The sequence below is a fragment of the Pseudomonas sp. JV241A genome (genome assembly GCF_900275665.1).
Lineage (GTDB): Bacteria > Pseudomonadota > Gammaproteobacteria > Pseudomonadales > Pseudomonadaceae > Aquipseudomonas > Aquipseudomonas wadenswilerensis.
Genome location: NZ_OPYO01000037.1, coordinates 294,832 through 319,441 on the forward strand (window position 1 = coordinate 294,832; position 24,610 = coordinate 319,441).

The following is a 24,610-nucleotide window of genomic DNA, read 5'->3' on the forward strand; positions in this document are numbered from 1 at the left end:
AGGTCCGCCAGGACTTACAGTTTGATCCAGGTCGCTTTCAGCTCGGTGTACTTGTCCAGCGCATGCAGCGACTTGTCGCGGCCGTTGCCCGACTGTTTGAAGCCGCCGAACGGCGCGGTCATGTCGCCGCCATCGTACTGGTTGACCCACACGCTACCGGCACGCAGGGCCTTGGCGGTCAGGTGCGCCTTGGAGATGTCGGCGGTCCACACACCGGCAGCCAGGCCGTACGGGGTGTCGTTGGCGATGTTGATCGCTTCTTCGGTGGAGTCGAAGGTGATGACCGACAGCACCGGGCCGAAGATCTCTTCCTGGGCGATCTTCATGGCATTGGTCACGCCGTCGAAGATAGTCGGTTCGACGTAGGTGCCGCCGGTTTCCTCGAGAATGCGCTTGCCGCCCACCAGCAGCTTGGCGCCATCGCTGTGGCCAGCGTCGATGTAGGACAGCACGGTGTTCATCTGCTGGGTATCGACCAGGGCACCGACGGTGGTGGCTGGGTCCAGCGGGTTGCCCGGCTTCCAGGCCTTGAGTGCTTCGAGCACCAGCGGCAGGAACTTGTCCTTGATCGAGCGCTCGACCAGCAGGCGCGAACCTGCGGTGCAGACTTCGCCCTGGTTGAAGGCGATGGCGCTGGCAGCGGATTCGGCAGCGGCGTTGAGGTCCGGGGCGTCAGCGAAGACGATGTTCGGGCTCTTGCCACCGGCTTCCAGCCAGACGCGCTTCATGTTCGACTCGCCAGCGTAGATCATCAACTGCTTGGCGATCTTGGTCGAACCGGTGAACACCAGGGTATCGACGTCCATGTGCAGGGCCAGGGCCTTGCCGACGGTGTGACCATAGCCTGGCAGCACGTTGAGCACGCCGGCCGGGATACCAGCCTCGATCGCCAGTTGGGCGATGCGGATGGCGGTCAGTGGCGACTTTTCCGAAGGCTTGAGCACCACCGAGTTACCGGTGGCCAGCGCCGGGCCGAGCTTCCAGCAGGCCATCAGCAGCGGGAAGTTCCACGGCACGATGGCAGCAACCACGCCCACCGGCTCACGGGTCACCAGACCCAGCTGATCATGCGGGGTGGCGGCGACTTCGTCGTAGATCTTGTCGATCGCTTCACCGTTCCAGCTCAGGGCCTGGGCGGCACCTGGCACGTCGATGTTCAGCGAGTCGCTGATCGGCTTGCCCATGTCCAGGGTTTCCAGCAGGGCCAGCTCTTCGACGTTCTGCTTGAGCAGGCCGGCGAAACGAATCATGGTGGCCTTGCGCTTGGCCGGGGCCAGGCGCGACCAGACGCCGGAGGCGAAGGTGGCACGGGCATTTTCCACGGCGCGGTTGGCATCGGCCTCGTCGCAGCTGGCGATCTGCGCCAGGAGGCGTCCGTCGACCGGGCTGAGGCACTCGAACGTGGCGCCGGAAACGGCAGCGGTGTATTCACCATTGATGAAAGCACGGCCTTCGATCTTCAGTTGCTGGGCACGTTGCTCCCAGTCCGCACGAGTCAGGGTGGTCATACGAAACTCCTCCTCTTGTTAAGGTGCAGTGCCGCACGAGGGCTTGGGGGCACTGTCGAAAATTCTGGCTGGGCGACACACGCGCACAGGCACCTGCCACCCTAAACCACCGGCGCCCTAATTTTCAATATATTTGACATAATCACACCAAACACCTACTGATGTTCATTTTATTAAACAACAAAAAGGGGACCCGACCATGCGCATTAACCAGATCATCGACTTTGCCCAGGTGCTGACCGAGGCCGAGCGCTACCGCCCCGCCGCAGAAAAGGTGCTCAAGGGCGATCCCGAGCAGGCGGTCTACAACCACTACTCCAGCCCGTGCTCACAGTTTCATGCGGGCGTCTGGGAAGGCGCGGTCGGGCAATGGACCGTCAATTACACCGAACATGAGTATTGCGAGATCGTTCAAGGCGTCTCGGTACTTCGTGATGAGGACGGCGGGGCAAAAACCCTGCGCGCTGGCGACCGCTTCGTGATCCCGGCGGGCTTCAAGGGCACCTGGGAAGTGCTGGAACCGTGCCGCAAGATCTATGTGATGTTCGAGCAGAAATAAATATCTACCGCTCGAGCAGGACTTGTCCAACAGAGCATGGCGTTGCCCAACCGGGCATTCAATCAATCGAAGGAAGCAACGTCATGACCAACGAAGAAGCCCTGCAACAGATCGATCACCTTATCGGCACCCGCTATGTACCTAGCGTCAAAGCCTACGTCAGTGAGTTGACCGGTCGTGACCGCGTCGTCGGCATCAATGACCGCTCGACTCGCGAGTATGATCCGGAGCGGATTCAGATCGAGGGGGATGCGGACGGCAAGATTAAATCGTTCGCCTTCAACTGATCGACAGCCGGGCTTAGGCCCTGGTACCGAAAAAGCGGCATAAAAAAAAAGGGCCCGTATCCTGAGATACGGGCCCTTTTTTCGTCAGCCGGATCAATTACTTGATCTTGGCTTCCTTGTAGATCACGTGCTTGCGAACAACCGGATCGAATTTTTTGATTTCGATTTTGTCCGGAGTGGTGCGCTTGTTCTTGTCGGTGGTGTAGAAGTGGCCGGTATTAGCGGTCGACACCAGACGGATCAATTCACGCATGATTCTCTCCCTTAGACCTTAGCGCCGTTACGGCGAATGTCGACCAGAACGGCATCGATGCCGCGCTTGTCGATGATGCGCATGCCTTTGGCAGATACGCGCAGACGCACGAAACGCTTCTCGGACTCGACCCAGAAGCGATGATGCTGCAGGTTCGGCAGGAAACGACGACGGGTTTTGTTGTTTGCGTGGGAAATGTTATTCCCGGTTACCGGACCCTTACCGGTAACTTGACAGACTCTCGACATGCCTCAGCCCTCTAAAACCACATGCCCAACCCGGCATGGGTTGGCCGCTTAATCTCTCAGTCTTTGGCGCCAGGCGCCGTGTTTCTTCAGGGTCTTATCGACTCGGTCAGCAGATGCGACAAGCCGAGCCCCTAGAAAAGAGCGCTGCTTTATACCAGAAAGACCAGAGCACAACAACAGAAGATGTGCTTTGACTTGCTGTTCGACACGCCGGAGCAGCATAACCACTGGCCCGGCCGGCTGTCGACCGCCCGTCGCCCGATCGGCAAAAAAGGATATGGTCATTTGCCTCACGGCACACTAGGGTAGGACTTTTCCAGACTGCATTGGCAGATGGGCCATCGATCAGCCAAGGAATCCCCATGCGCGCTGCCGTTCTACCCCTGTTGTTCGCCACCCTGCTCGGCCCGGCTTTCGCCCAGGCGGCTGCGCTGAGCGTATGCACCGAAGCCAGCCCCGAAGGCTTCGACGTGGTCCAGTACAACTCGCTGACCACCACCAATGCCTCGGCCGATGTATTGATGAACCGCCTGGTCGAGTTCGACGCACGCCAGGGCCAGGTAGTGCCGAGCCTGGCGCAAAGCTGGACGGTGTCGCCGGACGGCCTGATCTACGAGTTCAAGCTGCGCCCGGGGGTGAAATTCCACAGCACCGGCTACTTCAAGCCCAATCGCACCCTGGACGCCGACGACGTGCTGTTCAGCTTCCAGCGCATGCTCTACCCCGCCCATTCCTGGCACAAGATCGCCCAGAGCGGCTACCCGCACGCCCAGTCACTGCAGTTGCCCAGCCTGATCAAGCAGATCGAGGCGGTAGACCCGCTGACCGTGCGCTTTACCCTCGATCACCCCGACGCCACTTTCCTGGCCACCCTGAGCATGGGCTTTGCCTCGATCTACTCCGCCGAGTACGCCGACCAACTGCTCAAGGCCGGTACTCCGGAGAAGCTCAACAGCCAGCCAATCGGCACCGGGCCTTTCGTGTTCAATCGCTTCCAGAAGGACGCGGTAATCCGCTACCGGGCCAACCCGGACTACTTTGCCGGCAAGCCTGGGGTTGATCCACTGATCTTCGCCATCACCCCCGACGCCAACGTGCGCCTGCAAAAACTCAAGCGCAACGAGTGCCAGATCGCACTGTCGCCAAAACCGCTGGATATCGCCGCGGCCAGCGAGGATCCGACCCTGAAGGTAGAAAAGACCGAAGCCTTCATGACTGCGTTCGTCGCCATCAATAGCCAGCACGCGCCACTGGACAAGCCGGAAGTGCGCCAGGCCATCAACCTCGCCTTCGACAAGGCCAGCTACCTCAAGGCTGTGTTCGAAGATACCGCCGTTGCCGCCAATGGTCCGTACCCACCCAACACCTGGAGCTACGCCAAGGACCTGCCCGGCTATCCGGCCAACCTCGACAAGGCCCGGGCGCTGCTCACCAAGGCCGGCCTCAAGGACGGCTTCAGCACCACCATCTGGACCCGCCCGCAAGGCAGCCTGCTCAACCCCAACCCCAGCCTTGGCGCTCAGTTATTGCAGGCAGACCTGGGTAAAATCGGCATCAAGGCCGAAATCCGCGTGATCGAATGGGGCGAGCTGATCCGCCGGGCCAAGGCCGGCGAGCACGACCTGCTGTTCATGGGCTGGGCCGGCGACAACGGCGACCCGGACAACTTCCTCAGCCCACAGTTTTCCTGCGCGGCGGTCAAGTCCGGGACCAACTTCGCCCGCTACTGCGATCAGCGCCTCGACCAGCTGATCAGCGCCGGCAAGACCACCAACGACCAGAGCGTGCGCAGTCGCCTGTACCAGCAGGCCCAGACGCTGATCCAGCAGCAGGCCTTGTGGCTGCCCCTGGCCCACCCGACGGCCGCCGTGCTGGCCCGCAAGGATGTCCAGGGTTATCAGGTCAGCCCGTTCGGCCGCCAGGACTTTGCCGGGGTCAGTACTTCGCGTTAAAGCCAGCCGTGCTCAGCCATCGACAGCGGCTCGCCGTCGCCGATGACGAAATGGTCGAGCACGCGGACTTCGATCATGTCCAGGGCCTTGGTCAGGCGCCGGGTCAGCACCAGGTCGGCATCGCTGGGCTCGCTCACCCCCGAGGGATGGTTGTGGCAGAGGATCAACGCCGCAGCGTTGTGCGCCAGGGCCCGCTTGATCACTTGCCGGGGATAGACACTGGCGCTGTTGATCGAACCCTGGAACAGCGCCTCGAAGGCCAGCACCCGGTGCTTGCTGTCGAGAAACAGGCAACCGAACACTTCGTGCGGCTCGTGGCGCAGACACGCCTTGAGGTAATCCTTGACCGCTTGCGGGCTCTGCAAGGCTGAATCGCGCCGCAGGCGCTCAGCCAGGTGGCGCCGGGACATTTCCAGCACGGCTTGCAACTGGGCGAACTTCGCCGGCCCCAGCCCGAGTTCGCCGTTGAAGCTGCGGCTGTCAGCCTCGAGCAGCCCGCGCAAGCTGCCGAAGCGCCCGAGCAAATGCCTGGCCAGGTCGACCGCGCTACGCCCACGCACGCCCGTGCGCAGAAAGATCGCCAGCAGCTCAGCATCCGACAGGCTGCCCGCCCCCGACTCCAACAGTTTTTCCCGCGGTCTTTCCGCCGCAGGCCAGTCCCTGATACTCATGACAATTCCCTCTGTCTTTCGGTTACTGCTCCCGGTTTGAGCCCTGTGCTACATTAGCCGCTCATTTTTACGCGACGAACCGGCCTGGGGAGGCGTCGTCGCCGCGTGTAATCACTGAGCAAAAGGCAAGCCTATGCAGCGGCTGTATCGGAAGCGCATCGTTCTCGGCGTCGGCGGCGGCATTGCCGCCTACAAGAGTGCCGAGCTGGTTCGCCGACTCCTGGAACACGGCGCCCAAGTACGCGTCGTCATGACCCGTGGCGGCGCCGAATTCATCACCCCACTGACCATGCAGGCCTTGTCCGGGCATCCGGTGCACATGGACCTATTGGACCCTGCTGCCGAAGCGGCGATGGGCCATATCGAACTGGCCAAGTGGGCCGACCTGGTGCTGATTGCCCCAGCCACCGCCGACCTGCTCGCGCGCCTGGCACAGGGTGTTGCCGACGATCTGCTGACCACCCTGGTACTGGCTACCGACGCCACTGTGGCCGTGGCCCCGGCGATGAACCAGGCGATGTGGCGCGACCCGGCCACCCAGGCCAACCTGGAGCTGCTGCAAAGCCGTGATATCCAGGTGTTCGGCCCGGCCTCCGGCAGCCAGGCCTGTGGCGACGTGGGCCTGGGCCGCATGCTCGAAGCCACTGACCTGGCCTGGTGCGCCGCCGAGACCTTCAAGCGCGAGTCGCTGACCGGCAAGCACGTGCTGATCACTGCTGGCCCGACCCAGGAAAACATCGACCCGGTGCGCTACATCACCAACCACAGCTCGGGGAAAATGGGCTTTGCCCTGGCCGAAGCGGCTGTCGAAGCCGGCGCCAAGGTGACCCTGGTCACCGGCCCGGTGAACTTGCCAACGCCCGATCGTGTCACCCGCATCGACGTGGTCAGCGCCCGCGACATGCTCGCCGCCTGCGAAGCGGCCATACCCTGCGATGTGTTCATCGCCTCGGCAGCAGTCGCAGACTACCGCCCAGAGGTTGTAGCCCCGCAAAAACTCAAGAAAGACCCTACGACAGGTGACGGCCTGCTGCTGCAGATGGTCCGTAATCCGGACATTCTCGCCAGCATCTCCACCCGCCCCGATCGCCCGTTCAGCGTCGGCTTTGCCGCCGAGACCGAACACCTGCTCGATTACGCCGCGCGCAAGCTCAAGGACAAGAACCTCGACCTGATTGTCGCCAACGATGTGGCCAACCCCAGCATCGGCTTCAACAGCGAGGAGAACGCCTGCAGCGTCATCGACCGTCAACTTCACGCAACTATTTTCGCGCAGACCAGCAAGGGCAAGATCGCCCGCCAGCTGGTCGCTTTCATCGCCGAACGTCTCAACCAGGTTTAATTTCGCATGCACGCTCTACAAGCCAAGATTCTCGATCCACGCATCGGCAGCGACTTCCCGCTGCCGCAGTACGCCACCCCGGGTTCGGCCGGCCTCGACCTACGCGCCATGCTCAAGCAAGACACCGTCCTCGAGCCTGGCCAGACCCTGCTGATCCCTACCGGCCTGTCGGTCTACATCGGTGATCCGGGCCTGGCGGCACTGATCCTGCCGCGCTCGGGCCTTGGCCACAAACACGGTATCGTCCTCGGCAACCTGGTCGGCCTGATCGACTCCGACTACCAGGGCGAGCTGATGGTTTCCTGCTGGAACCGCGGCCAGACCCCGTTCACCATCGCCATCGGCGAGCGCATCGCGCAGCTGGTGCTGGTACCGGTGGTACAGGCGCATTTCGATATCGTCGAAGCCTTCGACGAAAGCCAGCGCGGCGCTGGCGGTTTCGGCCATTCCGGTAGCCATTGATCCGTCGGTTGCCCAGCGCGAGCCAAGGATGGCGAACTCTCTGGCGAAATGGCCGTCAAAGCGTTCAGTTTGAGCCTGCCCTGCACGCCCTCTAAATTGGAGCTCCCCAGAGATGAACGACATGGCACACCTGGTACCTGTACTTCCCGCCAGCATCTTCCGCGCTTATGACATCCGTGGCGTGGTCGGTGACACCCTCACCGCCGAAACCGCCTACTGGATCGGTCGCGCCATCGGCGCACAAACCCTCGCCCAGGGTGAACCGAACATCTCGGTCGGCCGTGACGGCCGCCTGTCCGGGCCGATGCTGGTCGAGCAACTGATCAAGGGCCTGGTCGAAGCCGGCTGCAAGGTCAGCGATGTCGGCCTGGTACCGACCCCTGCCCTGTACTACGCCGCCAACGTGCTGGCCGGCAAGTCCGGGGTGATGCTCACCGGCAGCCACAACCCGCCGAATTACAACGGCTTCAAGATCGTCATAGCCGGCGACACCCTGGCCAACGAACAGATCCAGGCGTTGTTGACCCGCCTGCAAAGCAACGACCTGAGCCGTGGCGAAGGCAGCGTCGAGAAAGTCGAAATCCTCGATCGCTACTTCAAGCAGATCACCGGTGATATCAAGCTGGGGAAAAAGCTCAAGGTGGTCGTCGACTGCGGCAACGGTGCGGCCGGCGTGATCGCTCCCCAGCTCATCGAAGCCCTGGGCTGCGAGATGATCCCGCTGTTCTGCGAGGTTGATGGCAACTTCCCCAACCACCACCCGGACCCAGGCAAACCTGAGAACCTGGTCGACCTGATTGCCAAGGTCAAGGAAACCGGTGCCGACCTGGGCCTGGCCTTCGACGGCGATGGCGACCGCGTCGGCGTGGTCACCAACACCGGCAGCATCGTCTACCCGGACCGCCTGCTGATGCTGTTCGCTCAGGACGTACTTGAGAGAAATCCGGGCGCCGAGATCATCTTCGACGTCAAATGCACCCGTCGCCTGACCCCGTTGATCGAGCAATACGGTGGCCGCGCACTAATGTGGAAGACCGGCCACTCGTTGATCAAGAAAAAGATGAAGCAGACCGGTGCTTTGCTCGCAGGCGAGATGAGCGGTCACATCTTCATCAAGGAGCGCTGGTATGGTTTTGACGACGGCATTTACAGCGCCGCACGCCTGCTGGAAATCCTCAGCAAGGCCAAAACCGATGCCGAACAGCTGTTTGCTGCGTTCCCGAACGATATTTGCACGCCGGAAATCAATATTGATGTGACCGACGAGGGTAAATTCAGCATCATTGATGCACTGCAACGCAACGCCGACTGGGGCAACGACGCCAACCTGACCACCATCGATGGTGTGCGGGTCGACTACCCCCACGGCTGGGGCCTGGTTCGCGCCTCCAACACCACGCCGGTGTTGGTATTGCGCTTCGAGGCCGACAACGACGCCGAACTGCAGCGTATCAAAGAGGTATTCCGCGCCCAACTGAAGCGCGTTGCCCCTGACCTGCAACCCAAGTTCTGACCGACCCCCTGTTCCAACTGGAGCCCTGCATGACCCTCGATCGCGATGCCGCCACCCATGTCGCCCAGGTTTTGTCCGAAGCGCTGCCTTACATTCGCCGCTTTGTCGGCAAGACCCTGGTGATCAAATACGGCGGCAACGCGATGGAGAGCGAAGAGCTCAAAACCGGTTTTGCCCGCGATGTGGTGCTGATGAAAGCCGTCGGCATCAACCCGGTGGTGGTGCACGGCGGCGGCCCGCAAATCGGTGACCTGCTCAAGCGCCTGTCGATCGAAAGCCACTTCATCGATGGCATGCGCGTTACCGACGCGCAAACCATGGACGTGGTGGAGATGGTCCTCGGCGGCCAGGTCAACAAGGACATCGTCAACCTGATCAACCGTCATGGCGGCAGCGCCATCGGCTTGACCGGTAAGGATGCCGAGCTGATCCGCGCGAAGAAGCTCACCGTCACCCGTCAGACGCCAGAGATGACCACCCCGGAAATCATCGACATCGGTCATGTGGGCGAAGTGGTCGGGGTCAACACCGACCTGCTCAACATGCTGGTCAAAGGCGACTTCATCCCGGTGATCGCGCCAATCGGCGTGGGCGCCAATGGCGAGTCGTACAACATCAACGCCGACCTGGTGGCAGGTAAAGTGGCCGAAGCGCTGAAGGCTGAAAAGCTGATGCTGCTGACCAACATCGCCGGCCTGATGGACAAGCAAGGCACCGTGCTCACCGGCCTGACCACCGAGCAGGTCAACGAACTGATCGCCGACGGCACCATCTACGGTGGCATGCTGCCGAAGATCCGCTGCGCACTGGAAGCGGTGCAAGGCGGGGTCAACAGCTCGCACATCATCGATGGCCGGGTGCCGAACGCGGTGCTGCTGGAGATCTTCACCGACAGCGGCGTGGGTACCCTGATTACCAATCACAAGCCGCGTTAAACCCTTTCGCGGGTCAAGCCCGCTCCTACAGAGCCTGTGGGAGTGGGCTTGACCCGCGATGAGGCACAAAAAAAGGCGACCCTATGGTCGCCTTTTTTTATTGGCTTCAGATACCGTACTGCGCCCGGTAGGCCTCGACGGCCGGCAAGTGCTGCTTGAGCGCCGGGTCGTCGGCGAGGAACTCCAGCACCTGGGTCAGCGAGACGATGCTCACCACCGGGATGCCGAAGTCACGCTCGACTTCCTGGATCGCCGACAGCTCACCGTTGCCGCGCTCCTGGCGGTTCAGTGCGATCAGCACGCCAGCAGCCTTGGCTTGCTGACCCTGGATGATCTGCATGACTTCGCGGATGGCAGTGCCGGCAGTGATCACGTCGTCGATGATCAGTACATCGCCGGTCAGCGGCGCGCCGACCAGGCTACCGCCTTCACCATGGGCTTTGGCCTCTTTGCGGTTGAAGCACCATGGCAGGTCGAGGTCATGGTGCTCGGCAAGGGCCACGGCAGTGGCTGCCGCCAGGGGGATACCCTTGTAGGCCGGGCCGAACAGCACGTCGAAGGGGATCTTGCTGTCGACGATCGCCGCAGCATAGAAACGCCCGAGCTGAGCCAGGGCCGAGCCGCTGTTGAACAGGCCGGCATTGAAGAAGTACGGGCTGGTGCGCCCGGACTTGAGGGTGAATTCACCGAAGCGCAGAACCCCGCGGTCGATGGCAAAACGAATGAAGTCGCGCTGATACGGCTGCATGAAGAGTCCCGGATACCACGGATTTAGCTAATTGAGTACAGCTCGGGTATCATACACGCACGAGATTTTTGGGGCCATTTATGCGGATCATCAGTGTGAACGTTAATGGCATTCAGGCTGCCGTTGAGCGTGGTTTGCTCAGCTGGCTACAAGCCCAGAATGCTGACGTCATCTGCCTTCAGGATACCCGCGCCTCGGCCTTTGAACTCGACGACCCAGCTTTCCAGCTCGATGGCTACTTCCTTTATGCCTGCGACGCAGAAGTTCCCGCCCAAGGCGGCGTGGCACTTTATTCGCGGTTGCAGCCCAAGGCAGTCATCAGCGGCCTGGGCTTCGAGACAGCCGACCGCTACGGACGTTACCTGCAGGCCGATTTCGACAAGGTAAGTATCGCAACCCTGTTGCTACCTTCGGGAATGAACGGCGATGAAGACTTGAACCAGAAGTTCAAGTTGATGGACGACTTCGCCAAGTACCTGGACAAGCAACGGCGCAAGCGTCGTGAATACATCTATTGCGGCTCGTTGTACGTGGCGCAGCAGAAACTCGACGTCAAGAACTGGCGAGATGGCCAGCAATCTCCAGGCTTCCTGGCGCCGGAACGCGCCTGGATGGACGAGATTGTCGGCAACATGGGTTATGTCGATGCCCTGCGCGAAGTCAGCCGTGAAGGCGACCAGTACAGCTGGTGGCCAGACAACGAGCAAGCCGAGATGCTCAACCTGGGCTGGCGCTTCGACTACCAGTTGCTGACCCCGGGCCTGCGCCGTTTCGTGCGCAGCGCACGCCTGCCACGCCAGCCGCGCTTTTCTCAGCACGCGCCGCTGATCGTGGACTACGACTGGACGCTGACCATCTGATTTGCTCAGCCACAAAAAAGCCGACTTCGCGTCGGCTTTTTTGTCACTGCAACATTCAGCTGATCATTATTTGATCGGCCGCCAGGTCAACGGGTAGCGATAAGGCTGGCCGTCATTGGCCTTGACCCCGGCCATGATGGTCAGGATCAGCACGGCGATCATCAGCATGCCGAACAACACCACACCGATCAGCACGAACATCAGCACGGCGCAGATGATCGAGGCAATGAACACGGTGATCTGAAAGTTCAACGCTTCCTTGCCCTGGGCATCGACAAACGGATCGACGTCCTTCTTCCAGATCCACATCACCAACGGCCCCAACAGGCTACCGAAGGGAAAGACCAGGCCCAACAGCGCGGCCAGGTGGCAGAACATTGCCCACTGCCGCACTTCGGCATTGGGGGTAGGCAACTGCAACGGCTGCTCGGTCATATTCTGCTCCTTGCCCGGGTTGAATTCAGTCAGCCAGCGAGGCTTGCTGCAGTTCGAACAGGTCGACCATGCCTTTTTGCGCCAATGCCAACATGGCATTGAGCTCTTCCGGCTGGAATGGCGCGCCTTCGGCAGTGCCCTGGACTTCAATGAAACCGCCCTGGCTGGTCATCACCACGTTCAGATCGGTCTCGGCGGCCGAGTCTTCGAGGTAATCCAGGTCGAGCACCGGCTCACCCTGGTACATGCCCACCGAAACGGCAGCGATCATGTGCTTGAGCGGGTCGCCGCCCTTCAGGCCGCCACGCTTCTTGACCACGCGCAGAGCGTCGACCAGGGCAACCATGGCGCCGGTGATCGATGCGGTGCGGGTGCCGCCGTCGGCCTGGATCACGTCGCAGTCGACGTACAGGGTGATGTCGCCCAGCTTGCTCATGTCCAGCGCGGCGCGCAGGGAACGGCCGATCAGGCGCTGGATTTCGAGGGTGCGCCCGCCTTGCTTGCCACGGCTGGCTTCGCGCTGGTTACGCTCGCCGGTGGAGCGCGGCAACATGCCGTATTCGGCAGTCAGCCAGCCCTGGCCCTGACCTTTGAGGAAGCGCGGGACACCGTTCTCGACACTGACGGTACAGATGACTTTGGTGTCACCGAACTCGACCAGTACTGACCCCTCGGCGTGTTTGGTGTAGTTGCGGGTGATGCGGATCGAGCGAAGCTGATCGGCAGCGCGACCACTTGGACGTTTCATTTGGGATACCTGTACTGGACTTGAATCTGCCCAGCATTATAGAGCGCGCCGGGCGATGAGGACATGCCTATTGTCGCAGGCCCCGAAACAGACGGCCCAGGGCCGCAGGTCGGGTTTTTCCGGGAACGGCCCAAGGGTTTGTAACATCAGTGGATTGGGAGCCAGCGCTGCACTGCGCTACAATCCTGCGCCTTCAGCCGTTGGCTTTCCTTCATCTATTGCGCGAGGTACTTCCCATGGTGCACAGCATGACCGCTTTTGCTCGTGTCGAGCGCGCCGGTAGCCGGGGCACCCTGATCTGGGAACTGCGCTCGGTCAATCATCGCTACCTGGAGCCGCACCTGCGCCTGCCAGAAGCCTTCCGCGACCTCGAAGGTGCTGTGCGCGAGAGCTTGCGCCAGGGCCTGTCGCGCGGCAAGGTCGAGTGCACCCTGCGCTTCAACGAAGAGAATAACGGCAAGGCCCTGCAGATTGATCGCGAGCGCGCCGCGCAATTGGTTGCCGCCGCCGAGACAGTCGCCAGCCTGATCAAGCAGCCAGCACCGCTCAATCCGCTCGAAGTACTGGCCTGGCCGGGCGTGCTGGTGGCTGATGCCGCCGACCCGCAGGCGCTCAACAGCGAAGCCATGGCCTTGTTCGAAGAGGCCCTGAACGAACTGAAGAATGGCCGTAACCGCGAAGGCGCCGAGCTGGCCCGATTGATCAACGAGCGCCTGGACAACATGGCCAGCGAGGTCACCACCCTGCGCGTCCTGGTACCGCAGATGCTCGCCGCCCAACGGCAGAAGATCCTCGACCGCTTCAGTGACATGCAGGCCGAGCTCGACCCGCAGCGCCTGGAACAGGAAATGGTCCTGCTGGCGCAAAAGAGCGACGTTGCCGAAGAACTCGACCGCTTGAGCACCCACGTCACCGAAGTGCGCCGGGTGCTCAAGTCCGGCGGCGCCGCCGGCCGGCGCCTGGACTTCCTGATGCAGGAGCTCAACCGCGAAGCCAACACCCTGGGCTCCAAAGCCTTCGACCCACGCAGCACCCAGTCCGCGGTCAACCTCAAGGTACTGATCGAGCAGATGCGTGAACAAGTACAGAACATTGAGTAAGGCCACCCCGACCATGAATCACAGCAGCGGCACCCTTTATATCGTTTCGGCCCCCTCCGGCGCCGGCAAGACCAGCCTGGTCAAAGCCCTGATCGACGCTGACAACAGCATCCAGGTATCGGTCTCGCACACCACCCGGGCCATGCGCCCGGGCGAAGTGCACGGCGTGAACTACCACTTCGTCGAGCATACCGAGTTCAAGCTGATGATCGAGCAAGGCGACTTCCTCGAGCAGGCCGAGGTCTTCGGTAACTTCTACGGGACTTCGCGCAGCGCGCTGCAGCAGGCCCTTGACCAAGGCCGGGACCTGATCCTCGAGATCGACTGGCAAGGCGCCCAGCAGGTGCGCAAGCTGATGCCCGAGGCGCGATCGATCTTCATCCTGCCGCCGACCCAGGAGGCCCTGCGCCAGCGCCTGACCAACCGCGGCCAGGACAGCGACGAGATCATCGAAGGACGGATGCGTGAAGCGGTGAGCGAAATGAGTCACTACGACGAATATGACTTCGTCATCATCAATGATGACTTCGCCACGGCACTGGAAGACCTCAAGGCGGTGTTCCGCGCCAATCGCTTGCTGCAGGCCAATCAGCAGCAGCGTCATGGCCAGCTGCTCAAGCAATTGCTTGCCTGAGCAACCGGCACCTCCAGCCGCTTAACGGCGGCTGGAGACCGTGGCGTGACGGTGCAAGGTCATGCCCAGGAAGAACGCCGGCGCACGCAGGCGGGACAGCATCATCAGCACCAGTCCGAGCACGGTGATGATCATTGCGATCACGAACACCAGGCCCAACCCACCCACATGCGAACCGCTGCCGAACGACGGCGAAGCGCTGTCGATGGCCGTCTGCAGGAAGATCACCGAAAGGATGCCGCCGCCGAGCAGCGGGCACAGGCCGCGCATCAGGAAGTGACGCAGGCTGTCGAACAGGCTGTGGCGGAAGTACCAGACACAGGCGTAGGCGGTCAGCGAATAGTAGAAGCAGATCATCATGCCCAGGGCGGTGATGGTGTCAGCCAGGACGTTCTCGCTGAGGGTGCGCATGGTCACGTAGAACACGCCTGCTGCAACGCCAGCGCAGATGGTGGCATAACGCGGGGTTTTCGAACGAGGGCAGACACTGGCGAAACGCTCAGGCACGGCCCCGTAGTAACCCATGGCCAGCAGCGTACGTGCTGGCGACACGAAGGTGGACTGCAGCGAGGCAGCAGTGCTGGCCAACACAGCGATCGACATCAGGATCGCCAACGGGCCCATGACCGGACCTGCCAGGTGGGCGAAGACGTTTTCCTGAATGCGCGGGTTGTTCAAGCCCAGGCCAATATCACCGATACCGGCAAACTGCAGCGTGGCAATCGCCGTGACCAGGTACAGGCCGAGAATCAACAGTACCGTCAGAGTGGCCGCGCGGCCGGGGGTGTCACCGCTACCTACCGACTCTTCACTGATGCTCAGGCACACGTCCCAGCCCCAGAAGATGAAGATCGACAGCGACAGGCCGGCGGTAAAAGCCGAGAACGATTCAACGCCGAAGGGGTTGAACCAGTCCAGGTCGAACGCCAGCGGCGGCGTCGCCGAAGACTCGCCAAACGCAGCCATGGCAAAGCCCACCAGCACCACCAGCTGCAATGCCACCAGGCCGTACTGCACGGTCATGGTCGTGGCGATGCCGCGGCAACAGATCCACACCGCCATGGCGATGAACACGCAACAGGTGACCACATTGATCAGCAAGTTGTCGCTGAGCGCAGCCACCTCGTGGCTGCCGGTGATCTGCCCAAGGAATAGATAGAAGAAGTCGACGGCCACCCCGGCCAGGTTGGACAGCACGATGGTGGTCGCAGTGACCAGCCCCCAGCCGCCGATCCAGCCGATCATCGGGCCGAAGGCCCGCGCCGACCAGGTAAAGGAAGTACCGCTGTCCGGCTCGGCCGCGTTCAGTTCGCGGTAACCCAGGGCCACCAGCAGCATCGGCAGGAAGCCAACGATGAATACCGCCGGCAGGTGAGCCCCGACTTCACGCACGGTCGGTCCCAGCGCGCCGGTCAGGGTATAGACCGGGGCGATGGTGGAGATGCCCAGCACGATGCTGGCCAGCAGTCCGAGCCGGCCCTTGGCCAGCCCCTTGGATCGCCCGCCCTCACCTGGGGACAGGCCTGCTTTGTGTTCACTCATGAGTAGTTGCCGCCAATATTGGTATTGTTTTTCAGGACGCCCCGCAGGGTGTCCGCTTTCACTCACTGAAACCTGTTGCGTGGTACTTCAAGCCCGGATCAACCGGTTGACCTCATAGGGTCTTCTCCCGGATCTGCTCGCCCATGGCATGGGCCAGGCATGCCTCACGGAACGCCTGGAACAGGCGCAGCGAGACCGGGTTGTCGGCAAAGCGGTACTCGGGGTGCCATTGCACACCGACCACAAAGCCTGGGGCGTCATCCATGGACACCGCCTCGATCAGTCCATCGGGGGCCAATGCCTCGGCTCGCAAGCCGTCAGCCAGGCGATCGATACCCTGACTGTGCAGCGAATTGACCATGAAGCTGTGCTCCATCCCCAGGCGCTCGAACAGCCCGCCGGGCTGGACAGTAACCAGGTGACGGAGGCTGTATTGTTCTTCCAGCGGGGCATCCTGCGGCTCGCGATGATCCAGGTAACCAGGCAGCTCCTGCACCCGCTGGTGCAGGGTGCCGCCGAGGGCCACGTTGAGTTCCTGGAATCCGCGGCAGATGCAGAACACCGGCACGCCGTCGGCAATCGCGGCCTGCAGCAGCGGCAGGGTCAGCCGATCGCGAAACACGTCGTGCCTGGTCCCTTCCACGCTGGGGGCGCCATTGTAATGATGCGGCTCGACATTTGAAGGCGAACCGGTAAAAAGAATGCCATCGAGCCGCTCTAATACGCGGCGCGGGTCGCTGGGCTCGGCCCGTGCCGGGAGGATCAGCGGGATCCCGGCAAAACCTGCGGCCTCGACATATTTGTCGCCAACGGTGTGCGACGAGTTCTTGCCCAGTTGCTGGCGGCAAGCGGAAACGCCAATCAAAGGCGGCATTGCGGCGGTAGTTTGCATGGGTTCACCCTCCCTTACAGCTTGATCCAGGTCGCCTTGAGTTCGGTGTATTTGTCGAAAGCGTGCAGCGATTTGTCCCGGCCATTGCCCGACTGCTTGAAGCCGCCGAACGGCGCGGTCATGTCGCCGCCGTCGTACTGGTTGACCCAGACGCTGCCAGCACGCAGGGCGCGAGCGGTGTTGTGGGCGCGGGAAATGTTGCTGGTCCATACCGCCGCGGCCAGGCCGAAAGGCGAGTCGTTGGCGATGGCGATGGCTTCTTCGGCGCTGTCGAAAGTGATCACCGACAGCACCGGGCCGAAAATTTCTTCGCGGGCGATACGCATGGCATTGGTGACGCCGTCGAAGATCGCCGGCTGCACGTAAACACCGCAGGTGTCTTCCAGGACACGCTCGCCGCCAATGACCAGGGTGGCACCGTCAGCCTTGCCGGCTTCGATGTAACCCAGCACGGTATCCAGCTGGGTGGTGTCCACCAGGGCGCCGACGCGGGTGTCCGGGTCCAGCGCATGGCCGGGTTTCCAGGCCTTGAGGGCTTCGACCACCATCGGCAGGAAGCGCGCCTTGATGCTGCGCTCGACCAGCAGGCGCGAACCGGCAATGCATACCTCGCCCTGGTTGAAGGCAATGGCGCTGGCCGCAGCTTCGGCGGCGGCCTGCAGGTCCGGGGCGTCGGCGAAGACAATGTTCGGGCTCTTGCCACCGGCTTCGAGCCAGACCCGCTTCATGTTCGACTCACCGGCGTAGACCATCAGCTGCTTGGCGATACGGGTGGAGCCAGTGAACACCAGGGTGTCGACGTCCATGTGCAGGGCCAGGGCCTTGCCGACGGTGTGGCCGTAGCCTGGCAGCACGTTGAGGACGCCGGCCGGCAGGCCCGCTTCGATCGCCAGTTGGGCGATACGAATGGCGGTCAGCGGCGATTTTTCGGACGGCTTGAGGATCACCGAGTTACCGGTGGCCAGGGCCGGGCCGAGTTTCCAGCAGGCCATCATCAGTGGAAAGTTCCACGGAACAATGGCCGCGACCACGCCGACCGGCGAGCGGGTGACCAAACCCAGCTGGTCGGACGGGGTCGCAGCAACTTCGTCGTAAATCTTGTCGATGGCTTCGGCGTTCCAGCGAATGGCGTTGGCCGCCGCCGGAATGTCGATGCTCAGGGAATCGGCAATCGGCTTGCCCATGTCCAGGGTTTCCAGCAATGCCAGTTCTTCGGCGTTTGCCAGCAGCAAATCAGCAAAGGCGATCAGCACCCGCTTGCGCTGGGCCGGGGCCTGGTTGGCCCAGACACCACTGTCGAAACTGCGCCGGGCAACGGCCACCGCACGTTCGGCGTCGGCGCTGTCACAGCTGGCGATGTGCGCCAGTTGGCGACCGTCGACCGGGCTTGTGCACTCGAAGGTCTCGCCAGACACACTGGTGCAGTACTGGCCGTCGATAAAGGCACGGCCTTCGATGTTCAGGCCCTGGAAAAGCTGTTCCCAGTGTTGGCGTGGTGCTGTTGTCATTGTTGTTCTCTCCGGCGTCACACCGTGTGCAGGTACCAGTTGTATTCGAGGTCGGAAATCGACACCTCGAACTCGGCCATCTCGCTTTCCTTGCAGGCGACAAAAATATCGATGTAGTCAGGGCTGATGTACTTGTTCAGCACTTCACTGTCATCGAGCTCTCGCAGCGCATCGCGCAGGTTGTTCGGCAGGCTCTGTTCCAGTTGCTCGTAAGAGTTGCCTTCGATAGGCGCTCCCGGCTCGATCTGGTTGGTCAGGCCGTGATGGATACCGGCGAGAATCGCCGCCATCATCAGGTACGGGTTGGCGTCAGCACCGGCGACACGGTGCTCGATGCGCACGGCATCGCTGCTGCCGGTCGGCACGCGGACCGCTACGGTGCGGTTGTCCAGCCCCCAGCTTGGTGCGTTGGGCACATAGAACTGGGCACCGAAACGGCGGTAGGAGTTGATGTTCGGGCAGAGGAAGGCCATCGATGCCGGCATGGTCTCCAGCACGCCGCCGATAGCGTGGCGCAGGGTCTCGCTTTGCGAGGGGTCTTCGCTGGTGAAGATGTTCTTGCCGGTTTTCTTGTCCAGCAACGAGATGTGCACGTGCAGGCCGTTGCCCGCCTGGCCCGGATAGGGCTTGGCCATGAAGGTGGAATCCATTTCATGGTCGTAGGCGATGTTCTTGATCAGGCGCTTGAGCAACACTGCGTAGTCGCAGGCCTTCATCGGGTCGGCGACGTGGTGCAGGTTGACCTCGAACTGCGCCGGGGCGCTTTCCTTGACGATCGCATCCGCCGGGATGCCCTGCTCTTTGGCCGCTTCGAGCATGTCCTGCAGGCAATCGACGTATTCGTCGAGATCGTCGATCAGGTACACCTGGGTCGACTGCGGGCGCTTGCCGGAGATCGGCGAACGCGGCGGTTGCGGACGGCCGTTGAGGTTGTCCTGGTCGATCAGGTAGAACTCGAGCTCAAACGCCGCGCAGATATCCAGGCCCAGCGCATCGAACTTCTCCACCACACTGCGCAGCACTTCCCGCGGGTCGGCGAAGAACGGCGTGCCGTCCAGCTCGTGCATGGTCATCAGCAATTGCGCGGTCGGGCGCTTCTGCCAGGGCTCGTAGGCCAGGGTGCCGGGGATCGGATAGCAGATGCGGTCGGCATCGCCGATGTCCAGGCCCAGGCCGGTGCTTTCGACGGTCGAGCCGTTGATGTCCAGGGCAAACAGCGAAGCCGGCAGGTTGATACCTTTTTCGTAGACTTTAACCAGGCTTGCACGCTCGATGCGCTTGCCGCGCACCACGCCGTTCATGTCTGCAATCAGCAGATCGACAAATTGCACCTCAGGGTGGGCCTGGAGAAATTCGCCCATCTCATCGAGAGGGATGGCGCACGGGGAGACCGACGTCATGGCTAGGCATCCTTTGATTTTTTATCGAACGACATGGAGGAGGTACTACTGCGCTATCGGGAGCGGCGATGGTTTCATTTGTTCTTTTAAGTGGTCCCATCGTGGGGAACAGCTGAACGCCGTGGCTTCGCACGGACGTTCCAGATTTATCTGACAACGTCGCGACTTGATTCACGACTGCCGCCTCACTATAGAATGGCCCCCACGCAACAGACATTGGCATTTAGGCAAGCAAAGAGTGCATCCATGCAATATCAGATCAGCCACGCCGACCTTTCACTGGTGCTCGCCCTGGTCCGCGGCCGCTCCCTGGCCAAGGCCGCCGAGCTGCTGAAGGTCGATGTATCGACTGTTTTTCGTTCGATCCGGCGCATGGAAGCCGCCCTGGGTACCGCGTTGTTCGTCAAAAGCCGCAAGGGTTACATCCCCACCGGCACCGCCCAGGCCCTGGCCGAGCAGGCCGAGCGCGCCGAGCAGGCGCTGGATGCGGCGCGCGTGGCACTGGAGCATGGTGAACAGGTGGTCAGCGGCACAGTGCGCCTGACCTGCACCGACGCCGTGCTGCACAGCCTGCTGCTGCCGGCGCTGGCCGAGTTCATGCCAGCGTATCCCGCACTGTCGCTGGAGCTGGCGACCTCCAATACCTTTGCCAACCTCAGCCGGCGGGATGCCGACCTGGCCCTGCGCCTGACCAATACGCCGCCGGAGCATCTGGTCGGACGTTGCCTGGGGGCGGCGTCCTACGTGATCTGTGGGCGCGAGGAGTTTCGTGAACGCCTGACTGAAAACCCTGCCAGCGTGGCCTGGATCGCCCCGGACGACGCCATGCAGGATCACCCGACCGTGGTCTGGCGCAGCGAGCACATGCCCGGGGTGATGCCCAAATACCGCTGCAGCGGGATTTCGGCAATTGCCCAACTGGTCAGTGCCGGCCTGGGCGTTGCCGCCCTGCCCGACTACATGGCCCATACCCTGCCGGGGGTGGAGCAGTTGAGCGATCCGCTGCCCGGTTGCGATACCGAACTGTGGCTGCTGACCCGGCCGGATTGCCGGGCCTTGCGTTCGGTACAGACGCTGTTCGACGAATTGACCCCGCGCCTGCGTGACGCCTTGGGTCGCCAGTGAAATCGTCCTCGCGGGGCAAGCCCGCTCCCACAGAACCTCTGTAGGAGCGGGCTTGCCCCGCGATGCTATTGAATTGAGCACGCATACAAGACAGTTGTGCTAGAGCCCTTGAAATGGTTATCGTCGGGGTATCAAGGGCTCGAAATGAAATCAGCGCTTCCATAAAGGCTGGTGATTTTTTAAACTATCGAGTCCGCTCGCCCATTCGGGCTGAACACCGCATTTGCTACTTGAGGAAGACCATGGCCCGCGTAACCGTTGAAGACTGCCTAGAACACGTGGATAACCGTTTTGAGCTGGTCATGCTCTCCACCAAACGTGCCCGTCAACTGGCCACCGGCGGCAAAGAGCCGAAAGTGGCATGGGAAAACGACAAACCTACCGTCGTTGCCCTGCGCGAAATCGCTGAAGGTATCTGCACCCCTGAGTTCATGGCCGAACAGGATATCCGTACGCAAGAAGATCCGATCTTCGCGTTCGGCGAGGGTGACGAGGCCAACGAGGCGGTCTAAGCCCATGCCTGGTCGACGTAGTACGGCGCCGGTCCCCGTCCCTTGGCAAGAGGTAATCCCATGCCGAGCATAGACGCCCTCGCCGATCGCTTGTCGACCTACCTCGGCGCAGACCAGGTCAACCTGGTGCGCCGGGCGTATTTCTACGCCGAACAAGCCCACGACGGCCAGCGCCGTCGCAGCGGCGAAGCCTACGTCACGCATCCGCTGGCGGTGGCAAGCATCCTTGCCGACATGCACATGGACCATCAGAGCCTGATGGCGGCCATGCTCCATGACGTGATCGAAGACACCGGCATCGCCAAGGAAGCGCTCAGCTCGCAATTTGGCGAAACCGTGGCCGAACTGGTCGACGGCGTCAGCAAGCTGACCCAGATGAACTTCGAGACCAAGGCCGAAGCCCAGGCGGAAAACTTCCAGAAAATGGCCATGGCCATGGCCCGGGACATCCGCGTGATCCTGGTCAAGCTGGCCGACCGCCTGCACAACATGCGCACCCTCGAAGTGCTGTCCGGCGAAAAACGCCGGCGCATCGCCAAAGAAACCCTGGAAATCTACGCGCCCATCGCCAACCGCCTGGGCATGCACAGTGTGCGCGTAGAGTTCGAAGACCTCGGTTTCAAGGCCATGCACCCGATGCGTTCGGCGCGCATCTACCAGGCGGTCAAGCGTGCCCGCGGCAACCGCAAGGAAATCGTCAACAAGATCGAAGAGTCGCTGGCCCACTGCCTGGCGGTCGACGGTATCGAGGGCGAAGTCAGCGGCCGGCAGAAGCACCTCTATGGCATCTACAAGAAGATGCGCGGCAAACGCCGGGCCTTCAACGAGATCATGGACGTCTACGCGTTCCGTATCATCGTCGACAAGGTCGACACCTGCTACCGCGTGCTCGGCGCCGTGCATAACCTGTACAAGCCGCTGCCGGGGCGCTTCAAGGATTACATCGCGATCCCCAAGGCCAACGGCTACCAGTCGCTGCATACCACGCTGTTCGGCATGCACGGGGTACCGATCGAGATCCAGATCCGCACCCGCGAAATGGAAGAGATGGCCAACAACGGCATCGCCGCCCACTGGCTGTACAAGTCCAGTGACGACGAGCAGCCCAAGGGCACCCATGCCCGGGCGCGCCAGTGGGTCAAAGGCGTGCTGGAAATGCAGCAACGTGCGGGCAACTCCCTCGAATTCATTGAGAGTGTGAAGATCGACCTGTTCCCGGACGAGGTCTACGTGTTCACGCCCAAAGGCCGGATCATGGAGCTGCCCAAAGGCTCCACGGCGGTCGACTTCGCCTACGCGGTGCACACCGACGTCGGCAACAGCTGCATTGCCTGCCGCATCAACCGCCGCCTGGCACCGTTGTCCGAACCGCTGCAGAGCGGCTCGACGGTCGAGATCGTCAGCGCCCCGGGCGCGCGGCCGAACCCGGCCTGGCTCAACTTCGTGGTGACCGGCAAAGCCCGCACGCACATCCGCCATGCGCTCAAGCTGCAGCGCCGCTCGGAGTCCATCAGCCTTGGCGAACGCCTGCTGAACAAGGTCCTCAACGGTTTCGACAGTGCCTTGGACAAGATCCCCCAGGAGCGCATCCAGGCCATGCTCGGCGAATACCGCCTGGAGCTGATCGAAGACCTGCTCGAAGACATCGGCCTGGGCAACCGCATGGCCTATGTGGTGGCCCGCCGCCTGCTGTCCACCGAAGGCGAGCAACTGCCAAGCCCGGAGGGCCCGCTGGCGATCCGCGGCACCGAAGGCCTGGTACTGAGCTACGCCAAATGCTGCACGCCGATCCCGGGCGACCCGATTGTCGGGCACCTGTCGGCGGGCAAAGGCATGGTGGTGCACCTGGAAAACTGCCGCAACATCAGCGAAATCCGCCACAACCCGGAAAAGTGCATCCAGCTGTCCTGGGCCAAGGATGTCACCGGCGAATTCAACGTCGAACTGCGCGTCGAGCTGGAGCACCAGCGCGGCCTGATCGCCCTGCTGGCCAGCAGCGTCAATGCCGCCGACGGCAATATCGAGAAAATCAGCATGGATGAACGCGATGGTCGCATCAGCGTGGTCCAACTGGTGGTCAGCGTGCACGACCGAGTGCACCTGGCACGCGTGATCAAGAAACTGCGCGCCCTGACCGGGGTGATCCGAATCACCCGCATGCGTGCGTAGCCCAATAACAGCAAGGAGTCATCATGACCAAGACCGTCATCACCAGTGACAAGGCCCCAGCCGCCATCGGTACCTACTCCCAGGCGATCAAGGCCGGCAACACGGTGTACATGTCCGGGCAGATCCCGCTGGACCCGAAAACCATGGAGCTGGTCGAAGGCTTTGAAGCCCAGACCGTTCAGGTCTTCGAAAACCTCAAGGCCGTTGCTGAAGCTGCTGGCGGTTCGTTCAAGGACATCGTCAAGCTGAACATCTTCCTCACCGACCTGAGCCACTTCGCCAAGGTCAACGAGATCATGGGCAAGTACTTCGACCAGCCGTACCCGGCCCGCGCCGCCATTGGCGTTGCTGCCCTGCCGAAGGGTTCGCAGGTTGAAATGGATGCCATCCTGGTCATCGAGTAATACCCCCTGAAGGCGCACCGCCCGGTGCGCCTTCATCCCCCGCCCCTGCAAGGACCCCCGCCATGCGCTACGCGCTCGCCCTGTCGCTGCTCGCCACCCTGTTGAGCGGCTGCGCCAGCCACAGCCCGGAAGACCTCAACGGTACCTGGATCAATCAGAACGCCATCGATGCTGCGGCCAAAGGCGTCAACCTGCGCCAGGCCCTGCTCGCCAATGGCCCGAACCTTGAGTGGAAGGTCAACATTGCCGCCGCCCAGGCCACCTTCAGCAACGGCTTCGAAGCCGGGGACGGCAAGCTCAAGGCGCTCAAGGACGACCAGTGGGAAGTCGATTTCTACGGCAACTATGTCGAAACGCTGAGCCTGGACGGCGACGAACTGGTTCAAGCGGCCAGTGACGCCAATCCGCAGCAGAGTTTCCAGCGCGCCGAAACCCCGGCCCCGATTGATGCGCCAGCTGGCACCACCTTCGAAACCGAGCTGTACAAGGCTTACCTGGGTGGCAACTGGAAGATCATCGAAGGCCCCGGACAGGGGACGATTGCGCATTTTCGCGCCAATGGCAGCCTCGACGGCCTGCCCGGCCTGGATCGCTACGCCCTGTGCCTGGCTGGCGACTGCGCGGCCATGAGCGGCGAGTACGACAGCCTGTGGCTGGAGCGCAATCAGCAAGGCAACCCGTGGATCTTCAAGCGTGACGGCAAACAGCTGGAAATCTTCCAGGCCGTCAATCAGGCCCAGGCCGACGAGATGCCGGATCTGCATCCTGGCACTCGCCGCTGGCTGCTTGAGCGTCAGTAAGGG

26 protein-coding genes are annotated in these 24,610 nt (G+C 62.0%); 15 read left to right on the forward strand and 11 right to left on the reverse strand.

The window, feature by feature from the left end; genetic code table 11:
* Positions 1–14: 14 nt before the first annotated feature.
* Positions 15–1,508, reverse strand: a complete 1,494-nt coding sequence (locus JV241A_RS26140) for an aldehyde dehydrogenase (protein WP_115084681.1) — start codon at positions 1,506–1,508, stop codon at positions 15–17.
* 199 nt (positions 1,509–1,707) lie between these two features.
* On the opposite strand from JV241A_RS26140, the gene JV241A_RS26145 reads away from it, so the two are divergent.
* Complete coding sequence (locus tag JV241A_RS26145; RefSeq protein ID WP_115084680.1) at positions 1,708–2,067, forward strand: cupin domain-containing protein; 360 nt, start codon at positions 1,708–1,710, stop codon at positions 2,065–2,067.
* Positions 2,068–2,150: 83 nt separating this feature from the next.
* Positions 2,151–2,354: a hypothetical protein gene (locus JV241A_RS26150; RefSeq protein ID WP_134065208.1), complete on the forward strand. Its 204-nt coding sequence runs from the start codon at positions 2,151–2,153 to the stop codon at positions 2,352–2,354.
* 97 nt (positions 2,355–2,451) lie between these two features.
* On the opposite strand, the gene rpmG is transcribed toward JV241A_RS26150, so the two are convergent.
* Both rpmG and rpmB read right to left on the reverse strand, forming a co-directional pair.
* Positions 2,452–2,607, reverse strand: coding sequence for a 50S ribosomal protein L33 (gene rpmG, locus JV241A_RS26155; protein ID WP_010225867.1), 156 nt, complete (start codon positions 2,605–2,607; stop codon positions 2,452–2,454).
* A gap of 11 nt (positions 2,608–2,618) precedes the next feature.
* Positions 2,619–2,855, reverse strand: coding sequence for a 50S ribosomal protein L28 (gene rpmB / locus JV241A_RS26160; protein ID WP_010225868.1), 237 nt, complete (start codon positions 2,853–2,855; stop codon positions 2,619–2,621).
* Between the two features lie 362 nt (positions 2,856–3,217).
* Between rpmB and JV241A_RS26165 the strand changes: the two genes are divergently transcribed.
* Positions 3,218–4,807, forward strand: a complete 1,590-nt coding sequence (locus tag JV241A_RS26165; protein ID WP_115084678.1) for an ABC transporter substrate-binding protein — start codon at positions 3,218–3,220, stop codon at positions 4,805–4,807.
* Here the strand turns inward: JV241A_RS26165 and radC are convergent.
* Positions 4,804–5,478, reverse strand: coding sequence for a DNA repair protein RadC (gene radC / locus JV241A_RS26170; protein ID WP_115084677.1), 675 nt, complete (start codon positions 5,476–5,478; stop codon positions 4,804–4,806). The genes JV241A_RS26165 and radC overlap by 4 nt on opposite strands.
* A gap of 133 nt (positions 5,479–5,611) precedes the next feature.
* On the opposite strand from radC, the gene coaBC reads away from it, so the two are divergent.
* The 4 genes from coaBC to argB all read left to right on the forward strand — a co-directional run bounded on the left by coaBC (position 5,612) and on the right by argB (position 9,730).
* On the forward strand, positions 5,612–6,820 hold the full coding sequence (coaBC, locus tag JV241A_RS26175; protein ID WP_115084676.1) for a bifunctional phosphopantothenoylcysteine decarboxylase/phosphopantothenate--cysteine ligase CoaBC: 1,209 nt from the start codon (positions 5,612–5,614) through the stop codon (positions 6,818–6,820).
* A 6-nt stretch (positions 6,821–6,826) separates the two neighbouring features.
* Positions 6,827–7,282, forward strand: a complete 456-nt coding sequence (gene dut / locus JV241A_RS26180; RefSeq protein ID WP_134065210.1) for a dUTP diphosphatase — start codon at positions 6,827–6,829, stop codon at positions 7,280–7,282.
* A 112-nt stretch (positions 7,283–7,394) separates the two neighbouring features.
* Complete coding sequence (locus JV241A_RS26185; RefSeq protein ID WP_115084674.1) at positions 7,395–8,795, forward strand: phosphomannomutase/phosphoglucomutase; 1,401 nt, start codon at positions 7,395–7,397, stop codon at positions 8,793–8,795.
* 29 nt (positions 8,796–8,824) lie between these two features.
* Entirely contained in the window at positions 8,825–9,730 is a 906-nt protein-coding gene (gene argB / locus JV241A_RS26190; RefSeq protein WP_115084673.1) for an acetylglutamate kinase, read from the forward strand.
* Positions 9,731–9,836: 106 nt separating this feature from the next.
* Here the strand turns inward: argB and pyrE are convergent, their stop codons facing one another.
* Positions 9,837–10,478 carry an orotate phosphoribosyltransferase gene (pyrE, locus tag JV241A_RS26195; protein WP_010225878.1) on the reverse strand — a complete coding sequence of 214 codons (642 nt, stop codon included), beginning with the start codon at positions 10,476–10,478 and terminating at the stop codon, positions 9,837–9,839.
* Between the two features lie 80 nt (positions 10,479–10,558).
* Here pyrE and JV241A_RS26200 point away from each other — a divergent pair, with 80 nt between their 5' ends.
* Positions 10,559–11,338: an exodeoxyribonuclease III gene (locus tag JV241A_RS26200; RefSeq protein ID WP_010225880.1), complete on the forward strand. Its 780-nt coding sequence runs from the start codon at positions 10,559–10,561 to the stop codon at positions 11,336–11,338.
* A 66-nt stretch (positions 11,339–11,404) separates the two neighbouring features.
* On the opposite strand, the gene JV241A_RS26205 is transcribed toward JV241A_RS26200, so the two are convergent.
* Positions 11,405–11,773, reverse strand: coding sequence for a DUF4870 domain-containing protein (locus tag JV241A_RS26205; RefSeq protein WP_115084672.1), 369 nt, complete (start codon positions 11,771–11,773; stop codon positions 11,405–11,407).
* A gap of 25 nt (positions 11,774–11,798) precedes the next feature.
* Entirely contained in the window at positions 11,799–12,521 is a 723-nt protein-coding gene (rph, locus tag JV241A_RS26210; RefSeq protein ID WP_115084671.1) for a ribonuclease PH, read from the reverse strand.
* A 236-nt stretch (positions 12,522–12,757) separates the two neighbouring features.
* On the opposite strand from rph, the gene JV241A_RS26215 reads away from it, so the two are divergent.
* Together JV241A_RS26215 and gmk are read left to right on the forward strand one after the other, a co-directional pair.
* Positions 12,758–13,621, forward strand: a complete 864-nt coding sequence (locus tag JV241A_RS26215; protein WP_115084670.1) for a YicC/YloC family endoribonuclease — start codon at positions 12,758–12,760, stop codon at positions 13,619–13,621.
* A gap of 13 nt (positions 13,622–13,634) precedes the next feature.
* On the forward strand, positions 13,635–14,255 hold the full coding sequence (gmk, locus tag JV241A_RS26220) for a guanylate kinase (protein ID WP_115084669.1): 621 nt from the start codon (positions 13,635–13,637) through the stop codon (positions 14,253–14,255).
* 21 nt (positions 14,256–14,276) lie between these two features.
* Here gmk and JV241A_RS26225 read toward each other — a convergent pair whose 3' ends face one another.
* The 4 genes from JV241A_RS26225 to JV241A_RS26240 all read right to left on the reverse strand — a co-directional run bounded on the left by JV241A_RS26225 (position 14,277) and on the right by JV241A_RS26240 (position 19,597).
* Complete coding sequence (locus JV241A_RS26225; RefSeq protein ID WP_115084668.1) at positions 14,277–15,797, reverse strand: APC family permease; 1,521 nt, start codon at positions 15,795–15,797, stop codon at positions 14,277–14,279.
* 112 nt (positions 15,798–15,909) lie between these two features.
* Complete coding sequence (locus tag JV241A_RS26230; RefSeq protein WP_134065212.1) at positions 15,910–16,689, reverse strand: gamma-glutamyl-gamma-aminobutyrate hydrolase family protein; 780 nt, start codon at positions 16,687–16,689, stop codon at positions 15,910–15,912.
* Between the two features lie 14 nt (positions 16,690–16,703).
* Positions 16,704–18,197 (reverse strand): aldehyde dehydrogenase, encoded by a 1,494-nt coding sequence (locus JV241A_RS26235; protein WP_134065214.1) that lies wholly within the window; start codon positions 18,195–18,197, stop codon positions 16,704–16,706.
* Positions 18,198–18,214: 17 nt separating this feature from the next.
* Positions 18,215–19,597 (reverse strand): glutamine synthetase family protein, encoded by a 1,383-nt coding sequence (locus JV241A_RS26240; RefSeq protein WP_134065216.1) that lies wholly within the window; start codon positions 19,595–19,597, stop codon positions 18,215–18,217.
* Between the two features lie 246 nt (positions 19,598–19,843).
* Here JV241A_RS26240 and JV241A_RS26245 point away from each other — a divergent pair, with 246 nt between their 5' ends.
* The 5 genes from JV241A_RS26245 (at position 19,844) to JV241A_RS26265 (ending at position 24,607) form a co-directional block, all read left to right on the forward strand.
* Positions 19,844–20,722: a LysR family transcriptional regulator gene (locus JV241A_RS26245; protein WP_115084665.1), complete on the forward strand. Its 879-nt coding sequence runs from the start codon at positions 19,844–19,846 to the stop codon at positions 20,720–20,722.
* 242 nt (positions 20,723–20,964) lie between these two features.
* Positions 20,965–21,234, forward strand: a complete 270-nt coding sequence (gene rpoZ, locus JV241A_RS26250; protein WP_115084664.1) for a DNA-directed RNA polymerase subunit omega — start codon at positions 20,965–20,967, stop codon at positions 21,232–21,234.
* 60 nt (positions 21,235–21,294) lie between these two features.
* Complete coding sequence (gene spoT / locus JV241A_RS26255; RefSeq protein ID WP_045199568.1) at positions 21,295–23,403, forward strand: bifunctional GTP diphosphokinase/guanosine-3',5'-bis pyrophosphate 3'-pyrophosphohydrolase; 2,109 nt, start codon at positions 21,295–21,297, stop codon at positions 23,401–23,403.
* Between the two features lie 23 nt (positions 23,404–23,426).
* Entirely contained in the window at positions 23,427–23,807 is a 381-nt protein-coding gene (locus JV241A_RS26260) for a RidA family protein (RefSeq protein WP_003229509.1), read from the forward strand.
* A 62-nt stretch (positions 23,808–23,869) separates the two neighbouring features.
* Positions 23,870–24,607 carry a hypothetical protein gene (locus JV241A_RS26265; RefSeq protein ID WP_115084663.1) on the forward strand — a complete coding sequence of 246 codons (738 nt, stop codon included), beginning with the start codon at positions 23,870–23,872 and terminating at the stop codon, positions 24,605–24,607.
* Positions 24,608–24,610 lie beyond the last annotated feature (3 nt).